Raw genomic sequence first — 12,899 nt, 5'->3', positions numbered from 1 at the left:
CCGCGGTCGGCTCCCCCGATCTCCCTGTCGCCCCCCAGCTGTTGAGTGGACTTCCCGGAAAGAATGAGCGGCCGCACCCCTTTTCGGCGGCCCGCATGTCGGGCACCCCATCGATCATCATGTCACCGGATTCATCCGTGGACCCAGATAAGGCGGGGCGCCGGCACGCGCAACGTCGTCTCCCACACCGTCGGCATGGAGGAAGCAGATGACTTGAACGAAACGGCCTTTCCCCTCGTCCGACCCGACTCAGTATGCGGCGGATCCTCGCCAGCCCCGAGGTCGTTCGTCCTCGCTGCGCTGTGGGCGCTCCACCTCGACCCCGGCTACGGTCCGCAGCGCTTAACACGGGCCCGAACGACGGCCAAACAACATGAAATGACCAACGGATCCACCTTTACCGGGGGTCCTCAACACAGATAAGGGGGATGGGGAAACGGATCCGCTCGTCGGACACCGCGTCCCTGACTACCAATGCCGAAACTGCAGCTTGCCCAGGACCAGGCCGCCGACGCGCTGCTCGACTCCAATCCGTTTGCGCTGCTGGTCGGCATGCTTCTTGATCAGCAGGTGCCGTTAGAGACCGCGTTCGCCGGGCCCAAGAAGATCGCCGACCGGATGGGCGGTTTCGACGCCGGTGAGATAGCGGACTACGACCCGGAAAAGTTCGCCGCACTGTGCTCGGAAAAGCCTGCGATACATCGCTTTCCGGGCTCGATGGCCAAGCGCATCCAGGCACTGGCGCAGGTCGTCGTGGACCGCTACGGCGGGGATGCGGCCGCCGTGTGGACCGCCGGCGATCCCGATGGTAACGAGTTGCTGCGGCGGCTCAAGGGGCTGCCCGGTTTCGGCGAGCAAAAAGCCCGGATCTTTCTGGCGTTGCTCGGCAAGCAATACGGCGTGACGCCGCCGGGCTGGCGCGAGGCCGCCGGACCGTACGGTCAACCCGGCAGCTATATCTCTGTCGCCGATATCGTCGACGCCCGCTCGCTCGGGCAGGTGCGCTCGCACAAGAAACAGATGAAGGCTTCTGCTAAGGATTAGGGCCATCGGCAAAGCCAAGTGAAAGGCGGCAACGTGAAAACACACATAACGTGTCCGTGCGGCGAAGCCATCGTCGGCAAGGACGAGGACGAATTGGTCGAGCTGACCCAAAAACACCTTGCCGACGTTCATCCCGGCCTGGAGTACGACCGCGACGCAATCTTATTCATGGCGTACTGATGCCGCGACTGGCCAGCTGTCGGCCGCGGCGGCGAGTCACGCCGGGCTGTCGTTGCGCCCAACCATGAGCCTGCGCCGCCGCGATACCGAGACCGAACCCGTTCTACGGCACCACCGTTGACCCGATGGTCGGCATGAACTGGCACTGCCGTTCCTTGGTGGTGACCTGACCGAAAATCGTCGACATGATGCTGCCCGAACCGGTGTCGGCGATCACGGTCAACGTGGTCGGCCCGTCCGGATTGATGTCCGGCCGAGGCTTGAGCGTGGCGCTGCCGGACCTGCCGGTCGTCAGGTTCACCCAGGTGACGTTCAACGGCAGCCGCTGAACCTCGGCGGGTCCGGGGGTCCCGACGGCAGTGAACACATACGCCGTCTGGCCCGGCCCCGGGCCGGGTGACGGAATCTTGGCGGGGCCCGCGACCGAGAGCGCGGTGGCGATCACGTTGCTACCGTCGGCCAGGCAATTCGTGCCGATCGAGGGGTACATGAAGTCCTGCGTGGGCGGGGTGTCGGGGCCGAATCCGGGTGCCGCCGCCGGAGCCGCGGCCGGCGCAGGTGGGGCCGCTTCGGGGGCCGGCGCGGGGGCGGCCGACGGTGGAGCCGGCGCGGGCGCCCCACCTGGCGCAGAATCCGGCGCGTGCACGCCCGACGGGGGAGCCGGTGCGGGTGCGGCGGCCGGCGCGGGAGCCGCAGCGGCAGGTGTCCCACCCGGCGGAGAAGCCGGTGCGGGGGCCGCAGCGGGCGGTGCTCCACCGGGCGGAGAAGCCGGTGCGGCGGCCGGTGCGGGGGCCGCAGCGGGCGGTGCTCCACCCGACGGAGAAGCCGGCGCGGGGCCGGCCGCGTGTGCGGGATCGACCCCGGTCGGCAGGTGCGCCAGCATGCCGGGCTCCACACCAGGTGGTGGCACGTGTGGCACCGGGGCGGTCTCGGGAGCCGGCGCCGGCGCGGGCACACCCAGCGCGGGCGAACCGGGATTGGTCGGCTCTGCCACGAACTGGTTCACCGAAGCCGCGACGTTCTTGGATTCCGGCGGCGCAGCCGGATTGTGGACAAACGCTTGCGCCGCGGCCATCAGCAGCTGCGTCGCCTGTCCAGGGTTGCTGGCGGCCTGTTGGATTATCGGACTCAACTGGGTCAACGCCGGCAGGCCGGGTAGCTGCTGGTTGGGGTTGGGCTGCGGCGCCGCCGGGTCGGCTGCCGCGGCCGGGCAAAGCCCGAACGCGGCAGCCGAGGTGACGACGGCGGCGGCCAAACCTTTGGACAGGCTCCACGTGCTTGCCACGGTAGTTTCTCCAGTCCTAGGTAGATGGTCGGCCGGTTGACAGTTGGGTCAGGGCAGTGCAGCTAGCAGCGTCTGGGGCGGACCTGCCGGTGCCCCAGGCGCGGGTGCCGCGGGCGCGGGGGCAGCGGCCGGTAGTCCCGGAATGGCGCCCGAAGCCAACCCCGGTAGGGCCGCCTGGGCGAGACCCGGAATCGCCGATGCCAACCCGGGAAGCGCCGCTGCCGGCGCCGCGGGAGCCGCCGGAGTCAGCGGCGCGGTGACGCCCGGGATCGGTGTGGTCACCCCGGGAATGGCCGGCGTTGCCGCCGCTGCGGGAGCCGTCGGAGCCGCCACCGGTGCGGTGATACCTGGGATCGGTGTGGTCACCCCAGGAATGGCCGGCGTTCCGGCCGATGTAGCCGGTACAGCCGGTGCGGTGGGAGTCAGTCCCGGAATCATGGATGCGATGCCGGGCGCGGCAAGCGCGGGTTCCGGGGCTTTGGGGACTGGCGGGGTGGCTCCCAGGGCCGTCGCGAGGTTTTGCAGAATTTGCGGCGCGTTGGCGGCCGACGCGATCAGCTGCTGCGGGATGTTGGAAACCGGATCCGGCACCGGAGCCGGGTCGGCGTGGGCGATACCGCCCGTGAGTAAGGCGGCGGACGAACCGACCAAGACGGCGGCGGCGCGTACGTAGGTCCACATGGTTGGCATGACTCTCCCTGGTTAGCGGTGACAGGTCCCGCAGCAGAAGCTATCGCGGTACTGGTGTGACTCAAGTGACACATGTGGCATTTATGTGATCGTTACCGATACGAGTGGTGGCGGTGATCCGGCGCTCTCGGATGGTGTCCCACTAATGTCGTGCGGGTAGACAGGACTTCAGCCGTCCTTACGGCGAGAACCACCCGGTGGCAGATGCGGGCAGCGCCGCTGCTGCTGATCCTGAGCGTCGCCGCGCGATTCGCCTGGACCTACCTGGCGCCCAACGGTGCGAACTTCGTGGACCTGCATGTTTACGTGGGAGGGGCTGCGGCTCTGGATCGCCCGGGCACCCTGTACAGCTACGTGTACGCCGACCAGACGCCGGACTTCCCGCTGCCGTTCACCTATCCACCGTTCGCTGCGGTCGTCTTCTACCCGTTGCATCTGCTGCCGTTCGGTCTGCTTGCGCTGTTGTGGCAGCTCGCGACGATGGCGGCGCTGTACGGCGCGGTCCGGATCAGCCAGCGCCTGTTGGGCGTGCCGGCCGGACGCGGTCACCGGGCCGCGATGCTGTGGACGGCGATCGCCATCTGGCTCGAGCCGCTGCGCAGCACCTTCGACTACGGCCAGATCAACGTCTTGCTGATGCTGGCGGCGCTGTGGGCGGTTTACACCACCCGGTGGTGGCTGTCGGGCCTGCTGGTCGGGGTGGCTGCCGGCATCAAGCTGACGCCGGCGATCACCGCCGTCTATCTCGTTGGCGTACGGCGCTGGCTAGCCGCGGCCGCGTCGGCAGTCGTCTTCGCGGCCAGCGTCGGCGTGTCGTTACTGGTCGTCGGCGACCAGGCGCGCTACTACTTCACCGACCTGTTGGGCGACGCTCGCCGGGTCGGGCCCATCGCTACGTCGTTCAATCAGTCGTGGCGCGGCGCGATTTCGCGGATTCTCGGACACGACGCCGGCTTTGGTCCGCTGGTGCTGACAGCGATTGCCGTCACGGCGGTCCTGGCTGTCCTGGCGTGGCGGGCGCTGGATGCGTCCGATCAGCTGGGCAAGTTGCTGGTCGTCGAAATGTTCGGGCTACTGCTTTCGCCTATTTCGTGGACCCACCACTGGGTGTGGCTGGTGCCGCTGATGATCTGGGTGTTGCAGGGGCCGGTGCGCGAGCGCCTTGGCGCCCGAATCATCGGCTGGAGCTGGCTGGGGCTGACCATGATCGGCGTGCCGTGGTTGCTCAGCTTCGCCCAGCCCACCATCTGGGTGATCAGCCGGCCCTGGTATCTGGCCTGGGCCGGGCTGGTCTATCCGGTGGCTACGCTGACGACCCTGGCCTGGGTTGCTGCGACGCGGAGTAGGTCACGCTAGTCCGGGCCAACGGCGCTACCGGCGTTGGAAAATGCGTCCGTGATTGCGGAACCAGGCGATGTTGCCGGCTGAGTCGCGCACGAAATCGGACCGCGTGCCCACCGGCTTGTTGTCGGGTCCGAGGTCGATCGCATGGTCGGGCCGGTAGAAGGCAAGGCCCAAGCGGCTGCTGTCCGTGCCTGGGTCACCGTTGCTGATGGTGCCGTCGAGGTGCCCGTTCCCTACCCGCAAGTCGATGACTGCCTGCCCGAGGCGCCCGGATTCGTCGATGAGCTCGGCGACGTAGCGCCCCTGAAACGGCGCCAGGTCGGCGGCGCTGAGGTGCTGCGGTACCGCGGGCAGGTTGCTGATCCCGGCGAAGCGACGCAGCGCCCAGTCGTCGGCGAACAGGTCTGTGGTCAGCGCCGCTCCGCCTTCGGAATTGGTGAGCAACGTCATTGCGAAGTTGCGCTCCGGCACCATGAAGAACCCGGAGCGTTGCCCGTTCCAGGTGCCGCCGTGCTGGACAATGATCGGGCCTTCCGCGGATGGCCGGAGCATCCAGGCAACACCCATTCCGGTGAGCTCGACTTGCAGGGTGCCGCCCGCGCCGGGGTCCGAGCGCATTGCCGCCAGCGCTTGCGGGCCCAGTAGCCGGCTTCCGTCGGGTGCCGTGCCGTCGCCGAGGTGAAACCTGGCGTAGCGCAGTTGATCTCGCACACTGGAAATCAACGCGCCGGTCGGGTTGCAGCTACGCGGAAAGGACCAAAAACCGGTATCGACAACCGGTTTGCCGTCGACCACGTTGTGCGCGGCCGCCACGTTCAGACCGACGATCTGGTCGGAGAAGTAGTGGGTATGGCCAAGTTGCAGCGGGTCCAGCAGTAGACGTTGCACCGCCGACTCGTACGTCGACCCGGTGACGACTTCGATGATCCGGCCCGCGACCACCAAACCGGCGTTGTTGTAAGCGAATACGGTTCCCGGCGCAGTCAGCTGCGGTAGTCGCGTCATCGATGCGACGTAGGCCGAAAGTGCGTCGTCGCCGCGGCCGAAGTCCTGGACGTCGTCACCCATCCAGCCCGACGTGTGGTTGAGCAGCTGACGCACCGTCACGGCGGCGCCGACCGCCGGGTCGGCAACCGCGAACTCGGGAAGGTACCGGCGCACGGGCGCGTCCAGGTCCACCGTGCCCTCGTCCACCAGTCGCATGAGCGTGGTTCCGGTGAATGTTTTTGTGGTGGAACCGATCCGGAAGACGGTATCGGCGTCCACGGGCACCGGATGGTCGACGTTGGTGACACCGTAGCCCTTGACGTATTCCTGACCGCCGGCCCATACGCCAACCGCGACGCCCGGGATCCCGTAGGCCTTCATGCCCGCATCGATCTTGGCGTCGAGTTCGTCGAAGGCGGACGCGGGTTTAGCGGTTCGGTCAGGCCTGGATGAACATGACGCCAATCCCAGGGCTGCCGCCCCCGTGATGGCTCCGCCCAGCAGAGACCGTCGAGTCACCGTCACGGTGGGGGCGGGGTGATGGCGTAGGGCGGCGGGGCAGTGGAGTTGATACAGCTGGTGTCGGGCTGCTGTGGGTTGTCGAAGAACGATGCGATGACGGCGGCCCCGCAGCGATCGGCGTAAATCCCATGTGCCACGCCGGGGACCGTCACCGAGATCGCATGCGGAAGATGCTGGGCGACATATTGCCCTGATGCCGCGCCGGTCTGCCCGTCGTAACTGCCGGACAGCGCCAGGGCCGGCATTGCGGCGTCGCTGACCCCCCGCACCCAGTCGGCGGCCTTGGGCACATTCCACGCCGCGCAGCCCTGACGCAGGAACGGCAGTTGCGGGGCTTGGGCGCGCACCGAATCAGGCAGCGCGGCGAAAGCCTGCCGGGCGGCCCGCAGTTGGTCGTCTGCGGACTCGAACGGCACCCATTCGCTGCACCAGATGCTCAGCGTCAGGCCCCAGCCCATCAGCCCGGCCTTGCCGGGGTTCACCCACGCCGACGCCCACCGCTGGGCGATACGCGCCGGATTACCATGCGCGAGTTCGTCAATCGCGGCGGGCACCTCGGCCGGAAAATGCGTTCCCAGGGGGACCATCCAGTTCAGCAGGGCGCCGCCGTCGAGCACCACTTGGGTATCACCGGCCCCTTCGACCTTGACGGTGGTGGTAACCGGATGCGCCTCGAGTTGATTGACCAGCCGAACGAAAGTGTCCGCCAGGTTGGGATAGTGGGCTTGGCATGCCGGTTGGACAGTGCAGGCGCTCATCATGTTGTCGAACGCTTCCCGTGCGCTGCTCCAGGTCCACCCCGGGCTCGCTATCGACGGCGGCGTCATCCCGTCGAGGGCCAGCGACCGGATCGCCGGTGCGTCCAGCCGCGAGTAGATCAAGGCCAGGTCGGTGCCGTAGGAATGGGAGAACACGTTCCACTGGTTGACGTGCAGCGCGTTGCGCAGATCGATGAGGTCGTAGGCGCTCTCGGTGGAGTTGAAGGCCGACAGGTCGGCGCCACCGGCCAGTCGGTCGTGGCAGGACTTCACCGCCTGCACATACTCGTCGCCGGTGGTGGCTGCGTCATACACCAGGCTCACCCGGCGGGCGAAGAACTGGTCGATTTCCGGGCAGCCCAGTGTGGGTTCCGACGAATGGTTGCCGCGCTGCGACAACAGGATCAGATCGCGATTGCGGTTGAGCCCCACGCCCTCGGCGATCGGCGGATCCAGGATGGCGTCCTCGCCCGGCCCGCCGGTGATGAAGACAATCGGGTCGGCGGCCGCGGGCTGGGTTTCCGACGGAATGATGGCGACGGCCAGGCGCAGCGTGCGCCCGCCGGGTTTGCTGCGATTTTCGGGAACCACCAACGCCGCGCAATGGCCGCCCTGCAGCTCCGGCACGGGTTGCGGCGCTTCCGGGCAGGGCGCCGACTCATAATGCGCTGGCGCGTGAGCCACCGTGGTCGGCGCTGCTGCCGGAGCCGCCGACCCGGGAGGCGACGAAGGCCCGCCGCTCGGCGGCGATGGCGGATGCGTGCAGGCCGCACATACCAGGGTCAGCGACACCGCCAGCACCAGTCCGGCCCGGCCCGCTCCGCTCGTACCTCGTGTCCGAGCTCCGATCGGGACGGATCCGCGCGGGGTCATAGCAAGACATGTTCACATACCGGGCGCGTCAGCAGACGGCAGATCGGCCCAGAATGGGCCGGCTACTTCCCGACGATCCCGTCGATATCGCGTGCCATGTCGATATCGCGTTGGGTGATCCCGCCCTCTGAATGCGTGACCAACGCGAAAGTTACCGTCCGCCAGCGGATATCGATATCGGGATGATGATTCGTGCGTTCCGCGTGCTCGGCCACCCGGCGCACCGCGTCGATGCCGTCGAGGAACGCCGGAAACTTGACGGACCGGCGCAGGGCACCTTCGGCGCGCTCCCAGCCGTCGAGGCCGGGTAGTGCGGCGTCTACTTGCTCATCCGTTAACACAGCCATATCGCGACGGTACCCCGGTCGCATCGAATCTCTCCAAACCGGCCACGGCGGGCCTGGCCACCCGGCATGGTCTCGGCATCGGGCCAGCTCTGCCAGCTACAGGACACCTAGGACGTTAAGTGTTTGGGGGCCCGCATGTTTCGCTCGTTAGCAGTCGTGATAGCCGTTGTCGCGGGAACGGCCGGCGCCGGCCTGGTCACGCACGCGTCGCACGCGTCCACCCTGTCAGCCGCCGGGATGTGCCCGCCGGGCAGCTATCAGAATTCGAGCGGTGCCTGCGTCCCGCGTCCGGACAGCTCGAACGACGACGTCACCGCAATCTGCCGGGACGGCTCGCATTCGCACAGCCAGCACCGCAACGGCACCTGCTCCGGTCACGGTGGAGTCGGCCAATGGTGTCCATGCAGCTTCTCGTCGGGACACTGGGATCCAGCGGCAGGCCCGCGACGGTATACCGTCATTGCCCATGCCGACGCAGATCGTCGTGGCGGGAGCCATCATCTGTGGCTCCACGGTCCTGGTGGCGCAACGGGCTAGGCCGCCGGAGCTGGCCGGGCGCTGGGAGCTTCCCGGCGGCAAGGTGGCCACCGGCGAAACCGAGCGCGCCGCACTGGCGCGGGAACTGGCCGAGGAGCTCGGGCTCGACGACATCGCCGTGGGTGATCGCTTGGGCGACGACATTCCGTTGGGCGACACCGTAATACTGCGGGCCTACCGGGTGCGGCTGCTTGGCGGCAAACCGGATGCGCGTGACCACCGCGCGCTGCGCTGGGTGACGGCGGAGCAACTGCACGATCTGAACTGGGTGCCGGCCGACCGCGGCTGGCTTCCCGATCTCGCCAAGGTGCTCTGACCCGGTTCCACAGCCGCCTTTCAGCTAACGTCCAGGCCTGCTCAAGGTCGCCGCCGTCCACTGGAAGAAGGACGTGACAAACCACTAACCTGGGATTTGCATGCCGGTAGCGATCGCGGCGGTCCGCTGGACGTCAGTGGCCGGCTGCTATGCCGATGTTGACGCGAATTTCAGCCAACACACCGCGCGAGCCGACGATGATGGGCCACGCGCCGGCTTCGCCTGTTCCGCGAGCGCGATCGACTGGCTACGGCCCCGCGCCTGGTCGTCCATGACAAGGAGGGTCACTGTTGACCATCACACCTCACGTCGGCGGAGCGCTCGAGGAGCTGCTGGAGCGCAGCGGACGCTTCTTCACCCCGGGGGAATTCTCTGCTGATCTGCGCACGGTAACCCGGCGCGGCGGGCGAGAGGCTGACGTTTTCTACCGTGACCGGTGGAGTCACGACAAGGTGGTCCGCTCGACGCACGGCGTCAACTGCACCGGATCCTGCTCGTGGAAGATCTACGTCAAAGACGGCATCATCACCTGGGAAACCCAGCAGACCGACTATCCGTCGGTCGGCCCGGACCGCCCCGAGTACGAACCCCGCGGCTGTCCCCGGGGCGCATCGTTCTCCTGGTACAGCTATGCCCCGACCCGGCTTCGCTACCCGTATGCGCGCGGCGTGCTGATCGAGATGTACCGCGAGGCCAAGGCCCGGCTCGGCGACCCGGTGCTGGCGTGGGCCGACATCCAGGCCGATCCGCAGCGCCGTCGCCGCTATCAGCAGGCCCGGGGCAAGGGCGGGCTGGTCCGGGTCAGCTGGGCCGAAGCCACCGAACTGATTGCCGCGGCTCACGTGTACACCATCAAGACCTACGGCCCGGACCGGGTTGCCGGTTTCTCGCCGATCCCGGCGATGTCGATGGTGTCCTATGCCGCCGGCTCGCGGTTCTTCGAGCTGATCGGCGCCCCCATGACCTCGTTCTACGACTGGTACGCCGACCTGCCGGTGGCCTCCCCGCAGGTGTTCGGCGACCAGACCGATGTGCCCGAATCCGGGGACTGGTGGGACGCGGCCTATCTGATGATGTGGGGCTCCAACGTGCCCATCACCCGGACCCCGGATGCGCACTGGATGGCCGAGGCCCGCTACCGCGGCACCAAGGTGGTCACCGTCAGCCCCGACTACGCCGACAACACCAAGTTCGCCGACGAGTGGATGCCGTGTGCGGCCGGCACCGACGGGGCGCTGGCGATGGCGATGGGTCACGTCATCCTTTCGGAATGCTATGTGCGAAAACAGGTTCCGTTTTTCGCCGACTTCGCGCGTCGCTACACCGACCTGCCGTTCCTGATCAAGCTGGAACAACGGGGCGAGATGCTGGTGCCGGGCAAGAACCTCACGGCGGCGGATCTGGGTGAGGCCGATAAGAACTCCGAGAACGCGGCGCTCAAGCCCGCGGTGCTGGACGAAACGACCGGTACCGTCGTCGTGCCGCACGGCTCGCTGGGATTCCGCTACGGCGAGGACGGCGTCGGGAAGTGGAATCTCGATCTCGGTGATCTGCTGCCGGCGCTCAGCGTGCAGGGCGCAGAAGCCACCAACGGGGATCGGCGCACCGCGCTGGTGCACCTGCCCAGCTTCGACACGGTCAACGGCGAAGGCGCGACGGTGGCGCGCGGCGTGCCGGTGCGCCGGGTCGGTAAGCACCTGGTGTGCACGGTGTTCGACCTGATGCTGGCCCACTACGGCGTGGCGCGCGCGGGCCTGCCCGGCCAATGGCCCACCGGCTACGACGATCCCACCCAACCCAACACCCCGGCCTGGCAGGAGCCGATCACCGGGGTGTCGGCCGCCCAGGCCATTCGGGTCGCCCGCGAATTCGCCCGCAGCGCAGAGGAATCCGGCGGCCGCTCGATGATCATCATGGGCGGCGGCATCTGTCACTGGTTCCATGGCGACGCCATCTACCGTGCGGTGCTGGCACTGTTGATGCTGACCGGCTCGATGGGACGCAACGGCGGCGGCTGGGCCCACTACGTCGGTCAGGAAAAGATTCGGCCGCTCACCGGGTTTCAGACGATGTCGATGGCCACCGACTGGGTACGCCCGCCGCGTCAGGTCCCCGGCGCCTCGTACTGGTATGCGCACGCCGACCAATGGCGCTACGACGGCTACGGAGCCGACAAGCTGGCCAGCCCGGTGGGCCGGGGCCGCTTCACCGACAAGCACACCATGGACGTGCTGGCCTCGGCGGTGGCAATGGGCTGGAGCCCGTATTACCCGCAGTTCGACCGATCCAGTCTGGACCTCGCCGACGAGGCGCACGAGGCGGGTCGCGACGCCGGTGAATATGTGGCCCAGCAATTGGCGCAGCGCAAACTCAAACTCGCCGTGACCGATCCGGACAACCCCGTCAACTGGCCACGAGTACTGACGGTCTGGCGCGCCAACCTGATCGGCTCGTCGGGTAAGGGCGGCGAGTATTTCCTGCGCCATCTGCTGGGAACCGATTCCAACGTGCAGGCAGCGCCGCCGCGCGACGGGATACGGCCCGTCGACGTGGCCTGCGAAGGGGATATTCCGGAAGGCAAGCTCGACCTGATGATGTCGATCGACTTCCGGATGACCTCGACCACGCTGGTATCCGATGTGGTGCTGCCGGCAGCCACCTGGTACGAGAAGGCCGACATCTCCAGCACCGACATGCACCCATATGTGCACGCATTCAGTGCCGCGACCGATCCGCCCTGGGAAACCCGTTCGGATTTCGACGCTTTCGCTGCGATCGCCCGGGCCTTCAGCGCTATGGCCAAGGGTCATCTAGGCACCCGCAGCGACGTGGTGCTCACCGCACTGCAGCACGACACCCCGGATGCGATGACATTTCCCGGCGGTGCGGAAAACGACTGGCTGCATACCGGCGCGACGCCGGTGCCGGGACGCACCATGGGCAAGATCACCGTGGTGGAGCGCGACTACACCGCGATCTACGACAAGTGGCTGACGCTGGGTCCGCTCGTCGAAAAGTTCGGGTTGACCACCAAGGGTGTGACGGTGCACCCGTTCCAGGAGGTCCAGGAACTCGCAGCCAGATTCGGCGTGCTGAATTCCGGTGCGGCAGCAGGGCGTCCGGCGATCACCACCGCGGCGCGGATGGCCGATGTACTGCTGCTGCTGTCCGGGACAACCAATGGCCGCCTGGCCGTCGAGGGCTTCCGCGAGCTGGAGAAAAGGACCGGCCAGCGGCTGGCGCATCTGGCCGAGGGCAGCGAAGACCGCCGCATCAGCTACGCCGATACCCAGGCGCGTCCGGTCCCGGTGATCACCAGCCCGGAGTGGTCGGGCAGCGAAACCGGCGGGCGGCGTTATGCGCCGTTCACCATCAACATCGAGAACCTCAAACCGTTCCACACCCTGACCGGGCGGATGCATTTCTACCTGGCCCACGATTGGATCGAGGAACTCGGCGAACATCTGCCGGTTTTCCGCCCGCCACTGGACATGGCGCGACTGTTCGGCCATCCCGAGCTAAGCTCCCGATCCGGTGACGGAATCGGCCTCACCGTGCGGTATTTGACGCCGCACTCGAAGTGGTCGTTCCATTCCACCTACCAGGACAACCTGTACATGCTGTCGTTGTCCCGCGGTGGCCCCACCATGTGGATGAGTCCGGGGGATGCGGCGAAAATCCAAGTGCGCGACAATGATTGGGTCGAGGCCGTCAATGCCAACGGCATCTACGTGTGCCGGGCCATCGTGTCACACCGGATCCCCGACGGCGTGGTGTTCGTCTACCACGTCCAGGAACGCACGGTCGACACGCCGCGCACCGAGACCAACAACAAGCGCGGCGGTAACCACAATGCCCTTACCCGGATCCGGATCAAGCCCAGCCACTTGGCCGGTGGTTATGGTCAGCATGCGTTCGCGTTCAACTACCTGGGCCCGACCGGCAACCAGCGCGACGAGGTGACCGTGGTACGGCGACGCAGCCAGGAGGTGCGCTACCAATGAGAGGCCCCAGCG

The 12,899-nt window shown here is 67.3% G+C and carries 11 protein-coding genes; 6 read left to right on the top strand and 5 right to left on the bottom strand.

The features are described from left to right. Window positions 1-474: 474 nt before the first annotated feature. Window positions 475-1,044 (top strand): HhH-GPD-type base excision DNA repair protein, encoded by a 570-nt coding sequence (locus MKAN_RS07060; RefSeq protein ID WP_023366644.1) that lies wholly within the window; start codon window positions 475-477, stop codon window positions 1,042-1,044. 33 nt (window positions 1,045-1,077) lie between these two features. Further along, on the top strand, window positions 1,078-1,224 hold the full coding sequence (locus tag MKAN_RS29385; RefSeq protein WP_064774821.1) for a hypothetical protein: 147 nt from the start codon (window positions 1,078-1,080) through the stop codon (window positions 1,222-1,224). Window positions 1,225-1,327: 103 nt separating this feature from the next. On the opposite strand, the gene MKAN_RS07055 is transcribed toward MKAN_RS29385, so the two are convergent. Both MKAN_RS07055 and MKAN_RS07050 read right to left on the bottom strand, forming a co-directional pair. After that, window positions 1,328-2,509: an Rv1157c family protein gene (locus MKAN_RS07055; protein WP_023366640.1), complete on the bottom strand. Its 1,182-nt coding sequence runs from the start codon at window positions 2,507-2,509 to the stop codon at window positions 1,328-1,330. A gap of 48 nt (window positions 2,510-2,557) precedes the next feature. After that, a complete protein-coding gene (locus MKAN_RS07050) occupies window positions 2,558-3,199 on the bottom strand; it encodes a hypothetical protein (RefSeq protein WP_023366638.1) in 642 nt (213 codons plus the stop codon). A gap of 150 nt (window positions 3,200-3,349) precedes the next feature. On the opposite strand from MKAN_RS07050, the gene MKAN_RS07045 reads away from it, so the two are divergent. After that, entirely contained in the window at window positions 3,350-4,555 is a 1,206-nt protein-coding gene (locus tag MKAN_RS07045; protein ID WP_042311948.1) for a mannosyltransferase, read from the top strand. Between the two features lie 15 nt (window positions 4,556-4,570). On the opposite strand, the gene MKAN_RS07040 is transcribed toward MKAN_RS07045, so the two are convergent. The 3 genes from MKAN_RS07040 to MKAN_RS07030 form a co-directional block, all read right to left on the bottom strand. After that, entirely contained in the window at window positions 4,571-6,019 is a 1,449-nt protein-coding gene (locus tag MKAN_RS07040) for a serine hydrolase domain-containing protein (protein WP_042313409.1), read from the bottom strand. Between the two features lie 32 nt (window positions 6,020-6,051). Continuing rightward, window positions 6,052-7,494 (bottom strand): alpha/beta fold hydrolase, encoded by a 1,443-nt coding sequence (locus tag MKAN_RS07035; protein ID WP_225722865.1) that lies wholly within the window; start codon window positions 7,492-7,494, stop codon window positions 6,052-6,054. 251 nt (window positions 7,495-7,745) lie between these two features. Further along, window positions 7,746-8,030: a 4a-hydroxytetrahydrobiopterin dehydratase gene (locus tag MKAN_RS07030; protein WP_023366629.1), complete on the bottom strand. Its 285-nt coding sequence runs from the start codon at window positions 8,028-8,030 to the stop codon at window positions 7,746-7,748. A 135-nt stretch (window positions 8,031-8,165) separates the two neighbouring features. Here MKAN_RS07030 and MKAN_RS29380 point away from each other — a divergent pair, with 135 nt between their 5' ends. From MKAN_RS29380 to MKAN_RS07020, 3 genes are all read left to right on the top strand, one after another. Beyond that, a complete protein-coding gene (locus MKAN_RS29380; RefSeq protein WP_080674028.1) occupies window positions 8,166-8,567 on the top strand; it encodes a DUF3761 domain-containing protein in 402 nt (133 codons plus the stop codon). Further along, window positions 8,497-8,883, top strand: a complete 387-nt coding sequence (locus tag MKAN_RS07025) for a (deoxy)nucleoside triphosphate pyrophosphohydrolase (protein WP_023366625.1) — start codon at window positions 8,497-8,499, stop codon at window positions 8,881-8,883. The genes MKAN_RS29380 and MKAN_RS07025 overlap by 71 nt, the downstream gene beginning before the upstream one ends. 290 nt (window positions 8,884-9,173) lie before the next feature. Continuing rightward, the gene (locus MKAN_RS07020; protein ID WP_023366622.1) at window positions 9,174-12,887 is read left to right on the top strand and encodes a nitrate reductase subunit alpha; all 3,714 of its coding nucleotides are present in this window, start codon (window positions 9,174-9,176) and stop codon (window positions 12,885-12,887) included. Window positions 12,888-12,899 lie beyond the last annotated feature (12 nt).

This window comes from Mycobacterium kansasii ATCC 12478 (assembly GCF_000157895.3).
Classification (GTDB): Bacteria; Actinomycetota; Actinomycetes; order Mycobacteriales; family Mycobacteriaceae; genus Mycobacterium; species Mycobacterium kansasii.
The sequence above is the reverse complement of the archived record's forward strand: the minus strand, read 5'-3'. Positions and strand labels throughout refer to the sequence as shown.